15 protein-coding genes and 6 pseudogenes are annotated in these 19,702 nt (G+C 60.6%); 14 read left to right on the top strand and 7 right to left on the bottom strand.

The window, feature by feature from the left end; translation table 11 throughout:
* Positions 1-133: 133 nt before the first annotated feature.
* The 6 genes and pseudogenes from MOE34_RS24505 to scpB all read left to right on the top strand — a co-directional run bounded on the left by MOE34_RS24505 (position 134) and on the right by scpB (position 5,886).
* A complete protein-coding gene (locus tag MOE34_RS24505) occupies positions 134-1,720 on the top strand; it encodes a Mu transposase C-terminal domain-containing protein (protein ID WP_242224999.1) in 1,587 nt (528 codons plus the stop codon).
* Positions 1,711-2,649: a TniB family NTP-binding protein gene (locus tag MOE34_RS24500; RefSeq protein WP_242225001.1), complete on the top strand. Its 939-nt coding sequence runs from the start codon at positions 1,711-1,713 to the stop codon at positions 2,647-2,649. The genes MOE34_RS24505 and MOE34_RS24500 overlap by 10 nt, the downstream gene beginning before the upstream one ends.
* A pseudogene (locus tag MOE34_RS25640) lies at positions 2,646-3,077 on the top strand (TniQ family protein); the annotation flags it as partial. The gene MOE34_RS24500 and the pseudogene MOE34_RS25640, both read left to right, overlap by 4 nt.
* Before the next feature lie 147 nt (positions 3,078-3,224).
* Entirely contained in the window at positions 3,225-3,770 is a 546-nt protein-coding gene (locus tag MOE34_RS24495; RefSeq protein ID WP_242225003.1) for a hypothetical protein, read from the top strand.
* Between the two features lie 474 nt (positions 3,771-4,244).
* The gene (locus MOE34_RS24490; protein ID WP_242225045.1) at positions 4,245-5,198 is read left to right on the top strand and encodes a DUF1403 family protein; all 954 of its coding nucleotides are present in this window, start codon (positions 4,245-4,247) and stop codon (positions 5,196-5,198) included.
* A 1-nt stretch (position 5,199) separates the two neighbouring features.
* Positions 5,200-5,886, top strand: coding sequence for an SMC-Scp complex subunit ScpB (gene scpB, locus MOE34_RS24485; RefSeq protein ID WP_242225044.1), 687 nt, complete (start codon positions 5,200-5,202; stop codon positions 5,884-5,886).
* Positions 5,887-5,963: 77 nt separating this feature from the next.
* Here scpB and MOE34_RS24480 read toward each other — a convergent pair whose 3' ends face one another.
* A complete protein-coding gene (locus MOE34_RS24480; RefSeq protein ID WP_242225043.1) occupies positions 5,964-7,316 on the bottom strand; it encodes a DUF3800 domain-containing protein in 1,353 nt (450 codons plus the stop codon).
* Between the two features lie 386 nt (positions 7,317-7,702).
* Here MOE34_RS24480 and MOE34_RS24475 point away from each other — a divergent pair, with 386 nt between their 5' ends.
* From MOE34_RS24475 to MOE34_RS24455, 5 genes are all read left to right on the top strand, one after another.
* Positions 7,703-8,338, top strand: coding sequence for a poly-gamma-glutamate hydrolase family protein (locus MOE34_RS24475; protein ID WP_242225042.1), 636 nt, complete (start codon positions 7,703-7,705; stop codon positions 8,336-8,338).
* 221 nt (positions 8,339-8,559) lie between these two features.
* On the top strand, positions 8,560-9,525 hold the full coding sequence (locus MOE34_RS24470; RefSeq protein ID WP_347342772.1) for a hypothetical protein: 966 nt from the start codon (positions 8,560-8,562) through the stop codon (positions 9,523-9,525).
* Positions 9,526-9,585: 60 nt separating this feature from the next.
* Positions 9,586-10,146 carry an RES family NAD+ phosphorylase gene (locus MOE34_RS24465; protein WP_242225040.1) on the top strand — a complete coding sequence of 187 codons (561 nt, stop codon included), beginning with the start codon at positions 9,586-9,588 and terminating at the stop codon, positions 10,144-10,146.
* A gap of 112 nt (positions 10,147-10,258) precedes the next feature.
* The gene (locus MOE34_RS24460; RefSeq protein ID WP_242225039.1) at positions 10,259-10,861 is read left to right on the top strand and encodes a hypothetical protein; all 603 of its coding nucleotides are present in this window, start codon (positions 10,259-10,261) and stop codon (positions 10,859-10,861) included.
* Between the two features lie 22 nt (positions 10,862-10,883).
* On the top strand, positions 10,884-12,188 hold the full coding sequence (locus MOE34_RS24455) for a hypothetical protein (RefSeq protein ID WP_242225038.1): 1,305 nt from the start codon (positions 10,884-10,886) through the stop codon (positions 12,186-12,188).
* A gap of 32 nt (positions 12,189-12,220) precedes the next feature.
* Here MOE34_RS24455 and MOE34_RS24450 read toward each other — a convergent pair.
* Positions 12,221-13,147: pseudogene (locus MOE34_RS24450) on the bottom strand (IS256 family transposase); the annotation flags it as partial.
* Positions 13,148-13,301: 154 nt separating this feature from the next.
* Between MOE34_RS24450 and MOE34_RS24445 the strand changes: the two are divergent.
* The 3 genes and pseudogenes from MOE34_RS24445 to MOE34_RS24435 form a co-directional block, all read left to right on the top strand.
* Positions 13,302-13,514, top strand: a pseudogene (locus tag MOE34_RS24445) (sigma factor-like helix-turn-helix DNA-binding protein); the annotation flags it as partial.
* A complete protein-coding gene (locus MOE34_RS24440; RefSeq protein ID WP_130520370.1) occupies positions 13,511-14,224 on the top strand; it encodes an anti-sigma factor in 714 nt (237 codons plus the stop codon). The pseudogene MOE34_RS24445 and the gene MOE34_RS24440, both read left to right, overlap by 4 nt.
* A gap of 140 nt (positions 14,225-14,364) precedes the next feature.
* A complete protein-coding gene (locus MOE34_RS24435; RefSeq protein WP_242225175.1) occupies positions 14,365-15,762 on the top strand; it encodes an HD-GYP domain-containing protein in 1,398 nt (465 codons plus the stop codon).
* 95 nt (positions 15,763-15,857) lie between these two features.
* Here MOE34_RS24435 and MOE34_RS25545 read toward each other — a convergent pair.
* The 5 genes and pseudogenes from MOE34_RS25545 to MOE34_RS24410 form a co-directional block, all read right to left on the bottom strand.
* A pseudogene (locus MOE34_RS25545) lies at positions 15,858-16,001 on the bottom strand (PepSY domain-containing protein); the annotation flags it as partial.
* Positions 15,964-16,703, bottom strand: a pseudogene (locus tag MOE34_RS24425) (Mu transposase domain-containing protein); the annotation flags it as partial. The pseudogenes MOE34_RS24425 and MOE34_RS25545, both read right to left, overlap by 38 nt.
* Before the next feature lie 145 nt (positions 16,704-16,848).
* A pseudogene (locus MOE34_RS24420) lies at positions 16,849-17,843 on the bottom strand (IS3 family transposase); the annotation flags it as partial.
* Positions 17,844-18,076: 233 nt separating this feature from the next.
* The gene (locus MOE34_RS24415; protein WP_242225174.1) at positions 18,077-19,417 is read right to left on the bottom strand and encodes an amidase; all 1,341 of its coding nucleotides are present in this window, start codon (positions 19,415-19,417) and stop codon (positions 18,077-18,079) included.
* A 3-nt stretch (positions 19,418-19,420) separates the two neighbouring features.
* The gene (locus MOE34_RS24410; RefSeq protein WP_242225173.1) at positions 19,421-19,633 is read right to left on the bottom strand and encodes a hypothetical protein; all 213 of its coding nucleotides are present in this window, start codon (positions 19,631-19,633) and stop codon (positions 19,421-19,423) included.
* Positions 19,634-19,702: the final 69 nt, after the last annotated feature.

Below are 19,702 nucleotides of genomic sequence, written 5' to 3'. Positions count from 1 at the left end.
ATTCTAGCCGAATCAGCGGAATTTTCGTAGTATTCAGCCGGACGAACTTTGCAGCGAGGTAGCTGTGGTTCATGTGCCTGACAGGAATATTGTCGATGACGCTGTCTGGAGCGAGGCAGTTGCAAGAGAGACTGTGATCCGAAGGCTGGTGTCTCTCGCGCACCCCAGCCGTTCTGATTTCCTCCGCGCATGCCGTGAGCTCGGACTTCGGCGCACCCGGCTGTATGAACTGCTCAGGGCGTATCGCGAGGATCCGGTTACGAGTTCACTGCTGCCGCAGCCGGCAGGAACGCGACGCGGCAGTCGGCGGCTTCCGGACGAGACCGAAGCCGTGATTGCCGAGGCGGTACGGGATTTCTACGAGACGCGTCAGAAGCCGAGCATCAACCAGTTGCTCAAGGAGATTCGCAGGCTTTGCCGCGTGCGTGGCGTGCGGGCGCCGTCCTGGCACGCCGTGAAGGCGCGCGTTGCTGCCCTGGAGCCAGCCGAACTTACCGGGGCGAGGCATGGCCCGAAAGCAGCCCGTGACCGCTTCCGGCCTGTTCCCGGGCAATACGAGGCCGAGTGCGTTTTCGGCGTTGTCCAGATCGACCATACGCTGGCTGATATCATCGTCGTCGATCGTCAATATAGAAAGCCGCTCCAGAGGCCGTGGCTGACGCTCGCCATCGACGTCGCAAGCCGCATGATCGCGGGTTTCTACCTGACGCTCGAGGCACCGTCGACGATTTCCGTCGCGCTCGCGATCCAGCATTGCGTGCAGCCAAAAGAGGCATGGCTTGCCGGGCTGGGCATCAGCGCCGAGTGGCCGGTCTCCGGGTTTCCCGATGCGATCCATCTCGACAACGCCAAGGAATTCCGTTCCCGCACGCTGAAGCGCGGCGCCCAAGAGTATGGCATAGAGCTCATCCACCGCCCGGCCGCCACACCGCACTATGGCGGCCATATCGAACGGCTGATCGGCACCATGATGGGCGCCATTCATCTTCTGCCGGGCACGACCTTCAGCGACATCGACGAGCGGGGCGACTACGATTCAGCCGCGAGGGCGGCGATGACGCTGGATGAACTGGAGCGCTGGTTAGCACTCGAGATTACCCGTTATCACGCCGATCGGCATGGGGCCTTGGGGATTCCGCCGCTTTCGGCGTGGTGTGAAGCTGTGGCGAGGCGTGTCCGGCCTGTCCGGCAGCCCCAGGATCTTGCTGGCTTCATGATCGATTTCCTGCCGAGCGTCGACCGGCTGGTGCGACGAGACGGCATTCACCTGTTCGGTTTCCGTTATTGGGATGACGTGCTGAGCATCTGGGCTGGCCGGCTTGATCGGTCGCTGCGTGTTTCCTACGATCCGCGAGACCTCTCGACGATTTTCGTGCGGGGTCCCAACGGTGCGCAATGGCCGATCCGCTTTGCCGATTTGCGGCGCCCGCCGATCACGCTCGGCGAGCACCGGCGTGCCCGGGCAGCTTTGCGTGAGCGCGGCCTGGCGCTTGTCGACGAGCAACTGATCTTCGAGACGATCGAGGCGCAGCGCGCGTTGGTTGATGACGCGGTCCGGCGCACTAAAGCAGCGCGTCAGCTGGCGGAGAAACGCAGCCGCGCGCTTGATGCTGCCACGCCAAACAGATCGCCTGCTGCCGCCGAGCCGCTGCAAGCTGATGACGACCGGCCGATCGATTGGAGTAAGGTGCCGATCTTTCCCGTCGAGGAGTGGTCGTGAGAGAGGAGGGGACCTACGAACATCTTGACGACCGCTACCGCCGCTACGCCGCGCTGTCCGACGATGAGCGCATTGCCTGGATCAAGGCAGACCGCTGGATCGGCTTCGATCAGGCTGAAGCCGCAATTGCCCGTCTGAACGCGTTGCTCGCCTATCCGCCGCGGGACCGCATGCCTTGCCTTCTGGTCTATGGCGACACTGGCATGGGCAAGACCAAGATCATTCGCAAATTCCAGCGTTCGCATCCGGCCACGTTCTGCCAGGCAACCGGCGTAACCAAGAGGCCTGTCGTCGTAGCGCAGGTGCCCTCGGAGCCGGTCGAGCGGGATCTTTATCGGGAATTACTGGCAAGCCTTGAGGCTCCCGCGCTCATTGGCGGCACCCTTGCGCGCGAGAAAGATATCTGCCGCTCGTTGCTGCGCACCGTCGGCGCCAGGATGATTGTGCTCGATGAGGTCAACGGCATGCTGGCTGGCACCTATCGGCAGCAGCGGATTTTTCTGAACGCACTGCGGTTTCTCGCCAACGACCTAAAGGTGCCGCTTGTCTGCGCCGGGACCGATCTGGCGCGGCAGGCATTGCTGACCGACGCACAGCTTGCCGAGCGCTTCGAAGCGTTTCATCTCAAGCCATGGAAGAACGATCACGTCTTTGCGGCTCTGTTGAAGAGCCTGACTCGCATCCTGCCATTGCGCGCTTCCTCCGATCTCGAAAGCGACGCGGTACGCGAGCGAATCCATGTGCTTACCAGTGGTGTCACCGCGCGGATTCTCCGGCTGATCGAAACGGCAGCCGAGGAAGCTATCCGTTCGGGGAAGGAGCGGCTCGACCTGACGAGCTTCGGCGACAATCTGGTTCTGCCCCTCGTTTCGATGACGCAGTCCGTCGAACGACGCGCGTCTCGCAGGCCGCAACAGGTGGGTGCATGACGGCCCGCCGTCTACCCGTGGCACCGCGACCCTATCGTGGCGAACTGCTATCGTCGTGGCTTGCACGAGTAGCCTGTCGCTACGGTCTTACGCATCAAGCACTCGCCGGCTGGATGACCGATGGTGGGGAGAGTCTTTCGCCAATTCAGTCCGTCGATGATCGGCTGCCGGCCTCCGAACAAGTTCGACAATGGGCCCGGAGCTGCGGTGTCGACCCAGGGCGGCTGCTCCGATTATCCTTGAGCCGGCGGCATCCGCAACGCCCAAATTCCTGGTACGTGAGCAGAGGGCCGGAATGGGCGCCTTCAGCAACGATCGGGTCCCCAGCCGTCTGCCTTGCCTGTTTAGCGGCCGATTACACAGCCGATCGCGATTCGTGGCTACGGGCTGACTGGGTGCTCGCCGAGCACTGCATCTGCCCCAAGCATGGCCATCTTCTTCGCGATCGCTGCCTCGGATGTGGTCACCGTCTCTCCGTTGCGTTCCGCCTGCGAGAAGGGCATGCACGCGCGGTCTGCAGCCGGTGCGAAGCGCTTCTTATCGATAGGGGAGGGGAGGGTGGCCCGCCGCGGGATGTGGCTCTGATCGAAACGGCGCTATCGATCCAGCAGCTGGTTGCACAAAGCGTGGACGGCGACAGTCGCGGGCGTGAACGGCTCGGGCAGGCGCTGGCGACGCTCTGGGCACCACTCGATCAGCCGGCGGCGGCGCGGCCGGCTTTGGCGCTCTGGTTAAACGAAGCAGGCTGGCGATGCCCCTACGAGGTTCGCCATGCCGTCGGCGCGGCGGCGCCGCTCGGCCAGTTGCCGGTAGGCTGGCGCTTCGTTACTCTGCTTGCTCTGAATGATGTATTCGGTGCCAACCCGGATGGGGTCGCTACAAACTCGCAAGTCGCCATTCGTCTGACGCGTCGCGCAGCATCGCGGCGGATGCGCGCCACGCCACCGCCGCCCCATGGAATGGCCACCGGTCCATTGCCGCGCAGTTCGGCTGAATATGAGCGTTTAGCCAATCAGATCCTGGCGGACCCAAGGTGGACCGCCGCACAACGCCTACCGCAGCGCAAACGCGACGGGACTCGTGCAAGGCTAATCGATGCAGCGCTTTCCAGGAAGGGGTGACCTGCGGTCGCCGCCAGAGACGGACAGAAAGCACGAAAAATTCAGGTCACACAGAGGGCCATGGAGCGCGTTTCGATGACCAGTATGAGTTGTTGATCGTCCGACGCAAAAAGCCGCTGCACGGGCTTCTCTGGCCGAAATCGGCGATTTTTCGGAAGAGGGCGCCTGCGAGCGCCCGGTCAGTTGCGGCGACCGCCGTCGATGCCGGTCGGGATAGCGTGCGAGGTACCGGATCGCTGCTGTCCACTGATCAAGCGCACAACCAATCCGCCCAATGAACGCGAATTTCGACGCCGAGGGACGCCAAAAACGGGCCGTCCGGCGGTCAAATGCGAGCGACATTGCGTCATTTCTCTATAATGAACAAAACGAACGATAATGCAAACTTATCCATCATTATAAAGGAAAGACAAGCCGTGCTGTTTATGCCGATAATTATGGCATAAACCGCACAAATTAACTAGGATGGAGGTCATGGATTCGCCCATCACCCCTCTCGTCGCCTCGCCGGTACTCCCGACCGCCTTGCCCGGCTGGACCCTGCCGCGTGGCCGCGAGCCGGACGATCTTGCCGCCGCCTTCGCCGCCGGCATCGCCCTGAAATCGCTCGACGATCTTGTCCGCTCCGCCCCCGTCTGGGCCGGCTGCTGGCGCGCCCGCCAGGCCCTCAAATGCGCCGCCGTCGCGGTCCGGCTGATGGGGCGGAACGAGGACGAGGCCGCGTTGCGCGATGCCGTTCTGCTGACGGCTACCGGTGGCGATCCCGGTCCGGCCGGAAAGGTGTTTTTGGCCACCAAAAGGCTTTCCACCCGAAAACCCACCTTTTCCTCGAAAGTCGTGGCTGAGTTTGCCGATCTGTTGGGGCTGGCCTGGGACGATCGGATGGCCGCGGCGGTCGACCACGCCGACGAGGCGCTGCAATCGGGCCGCCCGGCGCCGCTGGCTGCGGCGGATCTGGTGAGCGCCATCTTTGCTGCGCGACCGGATGCTGAACCGCTCGCGTGGATGCTGGCTGATCTGCTGATCGCCGCGCAGCTGAAATGGGATTGTGCCGTGCCGCTGCTGATGGCGGAACGCTACGGGCCGGCCTTCAAGACGCTCGGGGGGCGGGGCCGCGTTCGGCCGGGCGATCCGGCCTTTGCCCGTGCCGTCTGCCTTGCCCTCGTCGAAGGAACGGGCGCGGCCCTGCGCACCGCCGGTGATATCGCCCGCCGTGCCGAGACGCTGCGGGCCGCGGTGCCAAAGGTCCGGACGAAAGGCGCTGGCGCCGTTATCCAAGCGCTGCTTGACGAGGACGCCGTGGCAGCCTCGGCCCCCGGCACTTTTCTCTCGCGCTGGGCGGCGACCCGGCTGTTCGACCGGCTGGAAGGCTTTGGCGCTGTGCGCGAATTGTCAGGCCGCAGTTCGTTCCGGATCTATGGGTTGTGACATGAGCGAACCGGAGGTGGCCAGTACGCGGCGAGCCCGCAGATCGACATCGGAGGACGAAGTCCTCCTGGATCGGGAGTTGGCCGACCTGCCGCTGGAATTGCGCTGGAGAGAATGGATGTTGCGCGTCGAAGCGGTGATCTTTGCCGCGGCAGAACCGGTCGGCCGCGAGACGCTAGCCCGTGTCATCGGCAAGGACTGCAGCATCGACCTGATAATCGACGACCTGCAGGAAGAACTCCGTGAACGGCCCTATGAGATCGTCTTCGTCGCCGGTGGCTGGCAGCACCGAACGCGTTCGCGTTTCGCCGTTCCAATTAGGGCGTCGCAGGCGTCAACGCGGAGTGCGGCGCCGGCCCTGTCCGACTTCGAGGCCATGGTGCTGATGGCGATCGCCTATTTCCAGCCGATCACCCGCGGCGACCTGTCGAAAATCTTCGGCAAGGAGGTCAGTCGCGACACGATCGCCAGCCTGCGAGGCGGCAACTTGCTCGCTTCCGGCCCGCGCAGCCCGACTCCGGGCGCGCCCTATACCTATGTCACGACGAAACATTTCCTCACCGCGTTCGGCATGCAGACGCTGCGCGACCTGCCCGACATCGAGGCGTTGGAGGATGCCGGATTGCTCAGCCGAACCGCGACTGCTTCAGAACGTGACTTTCCGGCGGCCGATGACAGCGAACCTTAGCAGTTGGGGTTCGCTCGCCGCCCGCCATCGCCGGCTATCGTCTAGCGCGCGGTCCGCACGCAGGATGAAGATAGCGGTCATCCCAGCGAAGCAACCGTTGCCTTCCTTGCATCTTCCACTTCCTGGAAGTGTCTTTCGAGATTGGCAGGAAGGGGCTTTTCAGGAACTGGCAGCGCCACCAGGTGCCGCCAGCGCTTATCTATCGCATCAAGTGAAACTTCATCGACCAGTCCGCGCTTGGTCTGAATGGCAAACAGGTGCCGGAGCTGATTTGGAACATCCTTTTTTTCCTCCAGGCGTTTTGTGATCCATAGGGTCACGTCCACTAATTCCAATCCGGCGCTTTCATCGCCGGGAGTAAATGTTGGCGGGACTTCTGGCATCATCGAATAATCGAATTTGGGCATACCCGGACCGAGATTGGTGTTGTGCTTGACGGACCGGAGAGTCTCATACCAACTCGCAAGTTCGCCTTGCGCCTTGTTGAACTCAGTCTGGCGATCAACCGTGATCTTGCGGATGGAGCGCCCTTTCTTATTCGACTGCACGGCCATGACCTGCATGACCTGCTGAAAGCCGACTAGGTTCGGCGAAATCTGGAGGGCTGTGTCTTTGTTGCCGACACCATAGTCGATCTCGAACGGGTTGGCCGCCGCCCATTTCAATGCGCCTGACACAAGTTCTCGGGAGCGTGCGTCCGGAAGCCAATCGACACGAGAAAGCAGAGTATTGCAGATTGTGACCAGCGCGGACGCGCTCTTGGCCGAATTAGTTTCCTTCCGCGCGGCCCAAGCGTCTTTCCTCAGTTGGTCATCGAATAGGAATGCGACCTTCATCAGCATCGGGTAACGAAGGGGAGTGAAGTAATGGTGCCACGACACGGCCTTGTTAATTCCGGAGTCGAACACCTGATCGTAGAAGCTGATAACCGCATGATCCTCTTTTGTAACCTTGAGCAGGGAGAACCGAAGGTCGTGTTTCTTGCTGAAGTCTGCAAGCCGCTTTGCTATCGGGATGAGGCGGCCCACGCCGAGTTCCGCGGCGTGGATGCGCTTTACGCCTAGTTCCTTCCTCACCTCTATCAGCAGCGGCTCTGCAATCACATCAAGATTGGCCGGGCAGCCAAGCACACCATAGAACAGCGTGGGCTGGTTTATGTCGAACAGGTTAAGACCGGTATTCCCGCTCTCATCGATGTAATAGTACATGGCACAGCCCCAGGGATTATGTCGTATTGCAATACGCAGCACTGGTTGCATCGTAGTCAAGAGACAACGTCCAATTTTGGCTTGAACAACATTTTTTTGTGTGTTCTGGCTGGCCATGTCCTCGCGTTTTGCGCCTAGTTTTATGTTGGTGATCGTACTCAGCGCATAGACCATCTGAGTCCGGGCAGCGATGTTTTTGACCCTGGAGATATGATTGGACATATTCCGAGGTTGAATTCATCGATCGCTCGGTTCTAGGTCTTCGTGAGGATTGTCTCGGGAAGATCCTTTCGACAATAAGGAAAGGCGGCCAGGGATCGCAGCCTTGTAGAGGTGATGTCGACGTGATCAGAATAGTTATCCTCGCACTTCCTTGCCGGTGTCGAGAACTTCTTGAATATATGTTTTGACAGCTCGCTTTCGCACACATCTCAGTGTGCGGGTGAACAGCTGTACGATGTGAACCGGACCTTTTCGTCGGTGATCTTGAACAATCGATCTTAGGGCGGCCACAGAAATCAGGAGCGTCGCAAGAGTGATAGGTAATGGTTCCTACGGCTGTCGATTATCAAGCATCGCCGAACATGGCGGGAAACGGTCGAGAGGGGATGAGGTTGAAGAAGGATTCGTATGAGTGCTTCAGTGAGCTGGAGCAGACGGAACGAGAGGGAATCGATTTCCGCCGGCTAGCGGTCGAGCGCATGTCCGAGATCGCGGTTGTCGCCCCTCATGGCGGTGAAATCGAACCTCATACCTCGATCATAGCAAGGGCGATTGCAGGGGAGACGCATTCTCTCTATCTCTTCGAGGGGCTGAGGCTCCATCGCGACCATTGCGAACTTCATATTACTTCGGAGAAATTCGATGAGCCCTCAGCGGCGGCGATAGTAGCTGCGGCGGAGGTTGTCCTCGGCGTCCATGGTCGGGCAGACAATGGTGACGGTGAAACCACTTGGGTCGGCGGTCTCGATTTTCAGCGACGTGACAGAATTGTCTCCGCACTCGTCAAGGCGGGTTTCTCTTCGGAGATCAGGCGACCGGGCCAATCCCTCGCCGGCGGCGCACAAAACAACATCTGCAATCGCGGAAGGACTCGAGCCGGGGTGCAGTTGGAGATCCCTCGATCGCTACGTGATCAGCTCGCCGGGAATGACGAGAAGCTGGCGCGTTTCGCCAACGCTGTCCTGCTTGGAATGGAAACCGGAGGGGAAGGGGCAGTTGATGCCGCGAGGCCTCGGGGTTGATAGTAATCGCTGATTGCCGTATATATCAACCCTGACTATCAACCACGCACTGCTCCCGCGACGGCGCGAGCCGCGAGTAGGCCATGAGTGAACAAACGATATCTGCGGCCGACATTGATCCGGTCGTACGCGCTGCTGCGGAACTGCATGCCCGAGAAGCAGGGCAGACACTCTCCCAGTACCTTGCTGGCCTCGTGTTCAACCAGGCGGCTGCAGGAGACATAGATCGAGGGTTCGAGACGTGGGCGGGCCATCAATGGCGATTGAACCACCGTTGGGCAGACAACGAGGAGTTCCACCACTGGAACATGCGCGTTCGGGAGACGCTTCTCCCTGACGTTTCGGCGAGCCCAACCTTGAAACTTGTGTTCGTCTTCAATTCGCGGCTCCACTCTGCAGCACTTCTTATGGGGGCTGCGTTTCACGAGGCGTCAGTATCGGACTTCGAACTGCCCCGGCATCAGCGTTCATCGGTTCATCGTGTCCGGAAAGGGCGCAATTGGTACTCGCATATCGTGGATGACTGTCTCGCGCGTTCGAAGGAGGTTCGACAGGCTCTGTTGCACAGATGGACCCCCACTCCACGCGCCGAGCAGCTGGCTATTGATGCTTTCGTTCTGCTGACTGAGTTGACACCAGCTCGCACCGAGTTGCTGCGGTTGTGCCAGTATGACAGGCCGCGGGCATTCTCGGAGCTTGCAAAGCACATCGATCTTGCCGCCGATCAATTTCAGCTCTCGGCTGAGCTATTGGCGGAGGTTGAGGGAGGATCGGGTGCGATTGAATTGAGCGACGATCAAAGGTTCGCCAACATCAGCACTGCGCTTCTTGATCGTTCCGGGGGTGGGGTATCTCTCACTGAAGGCGCGAAGATGCTCGGCACGACCCGCCAGGCCCTCCATAAGCGGGTCAAGTTGGGTTCGGCATTCGGTTTCATGCACGGATCGGAAATCGTCCTTCCGAAGTTCCAGTTCGTTACCGTAGGCAGCGAGATCCGCCTGATAGATGGATTGGCCAAGGTGACCAAACTCTTTGATGACAGCGGCGCAGGCCGTTGGTCGATGCTGCAGTTCCTGATAGACACCGATCCCAATTTGGCAGACACACCACAGCGAATCCTTGCCGAAGGCCGCGTTGACGACGTCGTAAGGGCGGCCAAAGCCTATCTCGGCATGGATGAGGGCTGAGAATTGCCAACTTATACTGCGCCGACCGCCCGCTTTCCCTCGGGATTGAGAATTACTGTCTTGGACGCGGGCGACGTTGTCGTCCGCGTTCATCAGAAGATTCACGGTCCGATCTTCTTCGGCCCGGCGCCTGGCGTTATGCCGCAAGGTCGGTTCGATGCGCCTGCTGGTCAGTACCAGCTCCTCTATGCCGCACAACGTCTGGAAGGGGCGTTTGTGGAAACGGTTCTTCGTAGGCCTGCAAACCGCATCGTTCGGCGAGCGTTCGTGGAGGAGCGCATGTGGACACCGCTTCGCTTGCAGCGGCAGATGGTCCTGGCGAAGTTAATGGACGAGGGGCTGCTCTTTCACGGCGTAGACGCATCCATCAGCGCCGGGGCAGACTACGCGCCGTCTCGCGCACTGGCGCTGGCTTTGCACCAGGACTACCCGGATCTGGACGGGTTGGCTTATCGATCCCGACACAATAACGGCGAGGTTTGCTACGCCCTGTTCGATCGTGTCCTCTCGAGCGACCTTGTGACATTGCCCGGCCAACGTTTTGAGGATGACCCGACGAGAACGGACCAGTTGATGCGCCTACATGGTGCGGTTTTCGATACGAGCCTTCCGATCAGCTGATCCAAGGGCTACTGTGCGCCCGAGCGTCGGCGCAGTGTAGCGTCCTTGCTACGCCTTGACGTTCAAGGTGCAGTCCGATCTTCGTCGGCTAAGGGTGAGCGGGGAGGAAATCTTGGACTTCGACGATCTTGTTGCGGCGCTGGAGCCGCCGCCCAACCGTGTGACCAAGACGGACGGGCCGCGAGAGCATCATCTTTTCGAAGGCGCCGTCATGGTCGCCTACGCGATACATCTTCTGCGGACCGAGAATGCGATGACTGTGCGCATCCATCCCGATGGAGAGCATGGCAAGCAGTTCGACTTCTCGGGTTGGTTGGGAAAACGAGGATTTCGCAAGGTCTCCAGTCTTGGCAGCACTTCCTACGGAGGCGCCTATGGGAACGCCTTGGGGCAAAGCATCGTCGTCAATCCAAAATCCGGTGTAGGCGACGTCGTGGCCGAAACGCCGAGCGGCTTGATATCGGCCGAGTGCAAGGGTGGCATCATCAATACTCGACACCCTGGCCACGTCTCCCGTCTCTATAAAGGGCTCTGCGAAACGGTAGGGATGTTGATGGCAACGCCGGCCGCCGGCCGGCAAGTCGCCTGCGTCCCGCTGACCAATCGCACCATGAGGCTCGCCGAACGGCTCGCGCCGCGGTGTGCACTCGCTGGAATCGAGATAGCGCTCGTGGGGAGCCGAGGTGAGGTAATTGATGTCAGGCCTACAAGCTGATCCTTCCGGGCCGAGCCAGGAAATGGTTGACGCCATGCGCGCGCTATGGAAGCTCGAGCCGCCCGGACCCGAAAATCTTTTCGCCAATCCTGCATTTCTTCGCCTCCGCGATGCTTGCGGCAAGCTTCATCCCCACACGCGGGCGCTCGGATTTCAATCTACGCTGATGACAGCTCTCGTCACGCTCGGCCTGCCCTGCAGAGCACCCAGGAATTCGACGGGTACATTCGCGCAAGCCGAGGACGCCGCGCGGGCTCTTCACCAAGCCTTCGGATCGACCCATTCGAAACGAACGCATCTGGTTCCGCTGGATTTGGCCGACGACTTGCCATCTCTCAGATTTGGCACCGCTCATCTTAAAAGCGTCACCGCGGCAGAGCTCCGTGGCCTGTTCGACGAGCAGGGACTGAACCGCACTCACCACGCGATGGAGTTTCAGGCTGAGCAGTTCGCTGAATTTCAGTGGCTCGTGGTCGAGGAGATCTCAGAACTTGAGAGAACGGACGGCGCGCGGACTCTTCCCGATCTGCTGATGGATTTCGGCCAGGATTTTGGTCGCATCGAGCCGCACCAGGGCCAGGTTCCGAGGATTGTCGAGTCCGCATTGTTTTTCCTGCTTCTCGCACCATGGGAGGACTGGTCGACAATGCCTGGGCTGGACTGGCGCGGTTTCGGGGTTCCCTGGGTCTATACCGTCGATCATGACATCTTTGTGCGGCGCTCTGCTCCGCCGTCTCCGCAAACCTTGAACTGGACAGTCAATATTTACGACGACGGCTACGGAGGGACTGTCGAAGAGGACGTGCCGCTGCGTCGGAGACTCGATGACGAAGCGGTAACGGATCTTGCCAGATGGGACCAAGCCTACTGGGAGGTTGTACAACACGCCCTGAACTCCGCCTTATTCGAGACACCGATCGTCCACTTTTTCGTCCGTGCCTTCCTTGCTGACGGAATCGACGAATTTCTGGCGCACATGATAGCGATCGAGGCGGCGTTAGGCCTGCACGCGGACTACGACAGGTCGCAACGCGTCGCCCCCGACCGGCATCCAAAAAAAAGTGCATCAAAGCGCATGCGTCATCGTGTTACCGGACTGTTCGGGGATCGCTCATTCGGGGCCCAATATGAGCGGCTTTTCAACATCAGAAGTTCTTTTCTGCACGGCCGATCGATGAGCGATATTTCCTTTCGAGACCGCGTTGCCGCTCGCTCTCTTGCTCGGCAGGTTATCGTTGCCGTCATCCAGGCGACCAAGACGGCGTCAATCGCATCGCGTGAGGACTTTCTCGACCAACTGTTAGATACGGGGATACAGCTCCAATAGCGATGCGCGTCGCTGCCAGAGGCGGATGCTGCCTCGGCATTGTCCATGAAGGTGCCGAGCTTGGGCCATCTGGCGCGGAGTTGGTCGGCGACATGCCGCCATGTCTGCACGGCATTGTCGTGGTCGGGCTGGATGAAAGCCTGCCGGATCGCGGCGGCGACCATAGTTTGCTGGCCCTTGGGAACGTAGGCAAGCGCGTTGCGCATCGCATGAACGCGGCACCTCTGCCATGTCGCGCTGAGGATGCGGGTGATGGCGGCCTTCAGCCCCTCATGAGCGTCGGAGATGACCAGCTTGACGCCGGTGAGACCCCGGCGCACCAGATCGCGCAGGAAGCTCGTCCAGAACGGCTCGGCTTCGGAAGGGCCGATATGTAGGCCGACGATCTCCCTCTTCCCGTCCGTATTGACGGCCACCGCGATTATCGCCGCCACCGAGACGATGCGCCCGCCCTCGCGCACCTTCAGATAGGTCGCGTCGAGCCAGAGATAAGGCCAGTCGCCCGAAAGCGGGCGCTTGAGGAAGGCGTTCACCCGCTCATCGATGTCCTTGCAGAGCTTGGAAACGGAGGATTTGGAAATCCCCGTCATGCCCATCGCCTGCACCAGCTCATCGACCTTGCGCGTCGAAACGCCGTTGATCCATGCCTCCTGGATCACGGCCACCAGTGCCTTCTCCACCATCTTCCTCGGCTCCAGAAAGCCTGGGAAATAGGCCCCTTGCCGCATCTTCGGTATCTTCAGATTCAGCGTGCCGAGCCGGGTGTCGAGCGAGCGGTCGCGGTAGCCGTTGCGCCAGGTCTGGCGGCCATCGCCCCGCTCATAGCGGCCAGCGCCGATCAGGCCGTCCACGTCGGCCTCCATGATCAGTTGCAGCACGCTTTCGGCAATGGCCCGCAGAAAATCGCTGTCGCCACTCTTCGCGGCAAGCTCGGCAAGGGGTAATCTATCGTCGGTCATCGGAGTTCCTTTCGGCAGGTTGAAGTCGAACAACTCCACCTTATCCGACAGGCCCGGTGACCACCCGGCGCTCGGCAAAAACGGCAGCGCATTCTCCACCGCAATTTCCACTCAATGCGCCCCCGAAATTACACCACGAACGTGGACGCTACCTGAGATCATGTCGGCTTGGCATAAGCTGGATCGGGGCAGCCGGTTGCACGAATGCCTGAGCAGGCTGGATGACGTGCGCAGACGCGGCATCCTGATGGCGTATGTGGGTGGTTACACCCACGGCGAGATTGCCGGACGGTTGCGGCTGCCGCTAGGCACCGCAAAGTCCTGGATTCGGCGGGGCCTTTCCTCGCTGCGGGAGTGCATGGCATGAACCTCGAATCCAACGAAATCTCCGTCATCGCTGACGAGTATGTGCTTGGTCTGCTCGAGGACGGCGACAGGGCATATGTTGAGGCGGAAATCGAGCTCAATGCAGCTTTGAAGCAGGCCGTGGCTGAGGCGTACGAACGGTTCTTGCCGCTCGATACAGGTCTCGCGCCGACGGATGTATCGCCGAGCCTATGGAATGCGATTTCCTCCAGACTGACCGAACAGCAACGGACATCGCTTGCGATTGCGGCAAATCCCGCCAAGGCGGTCAACGACAATCATCGCTCCGGTTGGCGAGCGGCCGCCGTATCGGCGATCGCTGCCTCGATCGTTTTGGCTATAGGCCTGACATGGAGCATAACGCGACAGGTCGAGCCCCTTGTTGTGGCGGTGCTTATGAATGAGGCCGGCGAAGTCCAGGCCGTAGTTGAGGACTTTGGAAACGACTCGGCCAATGTGAGGCTGCTCACGGATTTTACGGTTCCGGACGACAAGACAATGCAGGTCTGGACACTACCCTCGATCGAAATGGGGCCAATGTCTCTCGGGGTGCTGAACGGGTCACGTTCGGCAAGGCTAGCCGGGTGGTCACTTCCGAAGCCTGCAGATGCGCAGCTGTACGAGATAACCCTCGAGGAAGCGGGTGGTTCACGGAGCAAACGCCCCACCGGGCCTATTCTCGCGAAGGGGTTCGCCAAATTGACGCGGTAAGTATCTCTGTTTCCTCGCGAAATAAGCGGAACTGGCCTGCCGGGTAGACTGTCGCGCTCTTATTTTTGCGCCAACGTCGGTTGCTCAATCCTTCTACAACCTTCTTCAACTAATGTTCGGCTATTAACGAGGTCGAGCTTATGACGGGCGTCCAAATCCGCTTGGCGGAAATCATCGAAGCTTTGAGCAAGGCGCTCGATATGACCGAGGGGCAACCTGAGGGGCATTGCATCCGATGCTGTTATATCGGCATGCATGTCGGTCGCGAGATCGGCCTTGATGATGTTCAATTGCATGATCTCTATTATACGCTCTTGCTGAAGGATCTCGGCTGTAGCAGCAACGCCGCGCGCATCTGCGAACTCTATCTCGCAGATGATCTGAATTTCAAACGCGATTTCAAGCTGGTTGACGGCAGTCTCACCCAGGTCCTCCGGTTCGTCATCAGCCACACCGGCATGCAGTCAGGCCTTGCCGAGCGATTTCGCAGTATTTTGAACATTCTGCAAAATGGTGGAGAGCTCTCCACCGAACTCATTCAGACGCGTTGCCAGCGCGGCGCCGAGATCGCTCGACAGATGCGGTTCTCCGAAGGCATAGCCCAGGGAATCCTTGGACTCGACGAGCATTGGAACGGAGGCGGAAAGCCGAATGGGCTCGCCGGCGACTATATACCGCTGTTTTCCCGTATTGCTCTCCTGGCTCAGGTGATCGACATATTTCATGTCAGCGGCGGCCGGAAAAGTGCGCTCACGGAAATCAAGAAGCGTAAGGGCGACTGGTTCGATCCCTCCCTGGTCAAGGCCTTTATCCGCGTGTCAGAGAACGACGTTTTCTGGGATGCCTTATCCTCCTCCGATGTCGAGGCAATCGTGTTGGCCTCCGAACCGGGGCAACATGCCATTATGGCTGATGACGACTATCTCGATGACATTGCTGCCGGCTTCGCAAAGGTCATCGACGCCAAGAGCCCCTATACTTCCGGCCACAGCGATCGTGTGGCACTCTTCACCGATCTGATCGCGGAGGAAATGGGCATCGGTTTCGAGGCTCGCCGGCTCCTCAAGCGGGCTGCCTTGCTGCACGACATCGGCAAACTCGGTGTCAGCAACAGTGTACTCGACAAGCCCGGCAAGCTTGACGACGATGAATGGCTCAAGATGAAGAGGCACGCCGAGTTTTCAGAGCAAATCCTGTCTACAATCGGCGCATTCTCCGAGGCGGCGCTGATCGGGGGCGCCCATCATGAACGGCTGGACGGGAAAGGCTATCCGCGTGGTTTAACGGCGGACAATATTCCGATGGAGGTCCGGATAGTTTCGACGGCGGATGTCTTTGACGCTCTGACCGCCGATCGACCCTATAGAGCCGCTATGCCGATTGCCAAGGCACTCGCGATTTTGTGGGAAGATGCGGGCAATTCTCACGATCCGATCTGCATTGAGGCCCTTCAGCGTGCGTTGGCCAGAGTCGAATTGGGAGACAGCAAAACAAGATCTTTTTCGGTACCGGTGCAAACCACGCCGCAAGTTGCATAGCCGCCTATTTCGACTAAGAGTGGCTCCAGACCAGAAAGCGATTTTTGCTATGGAGGTGGTGCCAGTCGTATCTAGGGCACCGCCGTTTGTCAGAGAGGCCACCACAAAAACACGCCGGTCACGATCAGCACTACGCCGAAGCCGGCCGCGACTTCAATCAGCCGATCGCCGACCGTTCCAATCAGAAGTGTTCCATGGATGGCGGCCCTCCAGCACAGGATGGACCGCGACCAGGGTCCCGTTCTCGAAGATGCGTAGCTCGTTGGCAAGCGAGTGGACTTCGACCAGCCTGCTACGGGTCGCATCCGGGACGCTGTAGGAATTGCCGCCGACGCTGACCATGCCTTCGCGCGAGATGCGGCGCTCCAGCTTCAACACCGCGCGGAACGGAGCCAAGGGCAGCGGTCGCAGATGCGGCCGTTCTTCGGCGAAGGCCTCGTTGACCACGCGCAGCGTCGTGGCATGGACCCGCGGATTGGCGACGGTATCGAGCCAATGGCGGAGTTGGGCGTTCAGGTCGTCGAGATTGCGGAAGGAGCGCGCCAGGAAGAAGTCCTCCCGGATATAGCGGAACGGCCGCTCGACCTTGCCTTTGGTCTTGGCGCGATAGGGTCGGCATGCCTTGGGGTGAAAGCCGTAATGGCGGGCCAGATCGACAAGTGCGCGGTTATAGACGATGCCCTCCGTCTGGCCTTCGCCGATGACCGCTGTCTTCATCCGGTCATAGAGTAGGCCTTCACGCGCTCGCGAAGATACGTGGCGAACGGGTCGATCACCGCGGCTCTCGGCTTCCTGGGGCCGTAGGCCGGCGCCTCCAGCCCTCGCTCGATATACTTGCGCACCGTCTTGCGATCGATGCCAGTCTGCCTGGCGATCGCCGACACCGACAGACCTTGTCGATGCAAATCCAGGATCATGATTGTCTCCCTCAGCTTGATCACCAACATTCCCCTCCCGACCATCGGGAGGAGTATTGGCGATGCCGCGCCGCCGGTCTTCCGGGGCGCGCCCCGGAAGACCGGCGGCGCACTCAAACTGGGGAAGATTCAAACGGTGCTTTTGGGGAGTATTGATCCGGTGATGACAGGCATGGAGGTAGACTTCCTCGTATTTGATCGAACGCCAGAGCCGCTCGACGAAGACATTGTCTCGCCACGCACCCTTGCCATCCATCGAGATGGCGATCTGTGACCTCTTCAGCACGGCGGTGAAGTCGATGGAGGTGAACTGCGATCCCTGGTCGGTATTGAAGATTTCCGGCCTGCCATGACGGGCAAGTGCCTCCTCCACCGCCTCGATGCAGAAGGCTGCTTCCATCGTGATCGACAACCGCCATGACAAGACCTTCCGGCTGAACCAGTCCACGACGGCGCACAGATAGACAAATCCCCGCGCCATGGGGATGTAGGTCAGGTCCATTGCCCACACCTGATTGGGCCGAGTGACTGCCAGCTTTCGTAGGAGGTAGGGATAAATTTTGTGCCCTGGCGCTGGTTTCGAGGTGTTCGGGCGGCGGTAGATCGCCTCGATGCCCATCTTCTTCATCAGCGTGGCGACGTGTCGCCGCCCGGTCTCCAGACCTTCTCCTCTCAAGAGCCCTTGCAACATCCGACTTCCGGCAAAGGGGTAGTCGAGATGCAATTCGTCAATCCGGCGCATAAGGGCCAGATCGCCGTCAGACACCGGACGAGGCAGATAGTAGACGCTGCCACGGCTGAAGCCGAGAAGCTTCGCCTGGCGCACGACGGATAGCTTGTGCTCGCGGTCGATCATTTCTTTCCGCCCAGCAATCCCGCCTTGCCGAGCGCACCGGATAAAAAATCGTTCTCCAGTGTCAGTTCGCCGATTTTCGCGTGCAGCGTTTTGACATCGATGGTCGGACCCGACGGCTCCGCTTTCGTTTCATCGCCGAACACACCTGTCGCCCCCTCAAGGAGCTGGTCTTTCCATTGCTTGATCTGGTTGGCGTGCACATCGAACTGCTGGGACAACTCCACCAGCGTCTGCTCACCTCGGATGGCGGCAAGTGCCACCTTCGCCTTGAAAGCCGGGCTATGGTTCCGGCGCGGTCGTCTCGTCATGGTCTCTCCTGTTCCCGGCATCTAAGCCGAAGTCAGGCAGAAACTCCACTTATCCCCGCTGTGCAGATTTCCCGAGCCAGCTCTCTCAACTAAGAAGCCGGCAGACGCCGCCATTCCGGCACCGCTTGCTGTGCGTAAATTTTCCCGCGTCGGCGATTGCGCAAGGTTCCCTGTCGGCCTTGCGCGATCGCCGTGTTAGCCCCGGCTCCCGGTGAACCGGGGCTAAAACGGCGTCAATTCCCGGCAGTTTGACCGCGAATATCCTCGAATGCCCGGGCGGTATCGAGAAGGAGGGCTTCCGCATGCGGGCGGGCGGTGAGCATCAGGCTGGGCGCGATGCCGGCGCTTCGCTCGCATGGCAGCGCGATCGACGGCCAGCCACTGAGATTGGCCACCCACTGGTAGCAGACCATGGCGTCGAGCACCGACATCTCGCCGCTGCCTGCCTGCACGGTTTCGACATCGCGCAGCGGCGGGGCGACCGGCAGGGTCGGATTGGCGACGATGTCGATGCCGCGCAGGTCGTCGAACAGACGCGCGCACCATTGCCGGCGATAGCGCTGGGCATCGAGATATTCGAAGCCGCTCAGACAGATGCCGGCCAGGAGACTGGGGCGAATGGCCGGGTCGATGGCTTCAGGGGCATCGCGGAGATTGCCACGATGATAGGCGGCCGATTCCGCCAGCATCACCACCAGCCAGGCGCGATAGCCCTCGTCCAGATCGGCATAATCGAACTCCCTGATAACGGCGCCATACTCCTCCAGCCGCTGCATGGCGCGCAGGAAGCCGGCGAGCGTGGCGGCATCGGCGCGTTCCACCAGATGGCGTGGCACGCCGATGCGCAGACCCTTCAGCACCGATTGCGAAGTGCCGGCCGCAAGGCGCGCGCCCATCGCGGCCTGTAGCAGCAGGCGCACATCATCGACACAGGTCGCCATCGGGCCGAAATGATCCAGCGACCATGCCTGCGGAATGGTGTTGCGGGCATCGATAAGGCCATAGGTCGGCTTGAGACCGACGAGATCGCAGCAGGCTGCGGGAATGCGGATCGACCCGCCGGTATCCGAACCGATGCCGGCCGGCACCATGCCGGCGGCGATGGCCGCCGCCGTGCCGCCGCTCGATCCGCCGGGAATGCACTCGGGCGCCCGCGGATTGATGACGCTGCCGAAACGCCGGTTGGCGCTGCTGACGCCGAAGGCATATTCATGCATGTTGTTCTTGCCGACGATCACCGCGCCGGCCGCTGCCAGCCGCTTGATCAGCGGTGCATCGTCGCCGGTCATGTGATGCTCGAGAATCGAGCTGCCGGCGGTGGTGGGGGCATCGCGAGTGGCGACAATATCCTTGACCGAGATCGGAATGCCATCGAGCGGGCCGAGGCGCTGGCCTTCTCGCGCGCGCGTGTCGGCGGCCTGGGCCTGTCGGCGGGCGCTCTCTTCCATGATCGAAATGAAGGCGCGGATGTCGCCGTCCTGCCGAGCGATGATGTCGAGGCTCGCATCCAGCAGTGCGCCTGCAGTCACGTCGCGGGAATCGAGCCGCGCCGAAAGGGTGGAAATCGTATCCAAGGGTCAGCCTGCCGGGTCGAAAGGAGAGGCTTCCGACTGCACCGGAAAGAACTGCGTGGCCGGGTCGTCGCCGATGGGCCGGCCGGTGCCGAAGGGCCTGCGGGCCACGTCCAGCAAGGTTTCGATAATTCGCCGTTCCTCGTCCGTGGGACGGTAGGCGGTTACTTCGGCGAGCCGCTGTTCCATCGGGCCGGGCTGCGGCCGTACGTTGGTCATTTCATATATCCTTCCCTGATTCCGGCGCTCCGCCATCTGTAGGGGCGCGCTGTGCGGCGAAGCCGCCGC

Origin of the sequence: Shinella zoogloeoides (genome assembly GCF_022682305.1) — a bacterium.
GTDB classification, from domain to species: Bacteria; Pseudomonadota; Alphaproteobacteria; order Rhizobiales; family Rhizobiaceae; genus Shinella; species Shinella zoogloeoides_B.
Note: the sequence above shows the minus strand (reverse complement) of the source record. Positions and strands in the feature narration are given on the sequence as shown.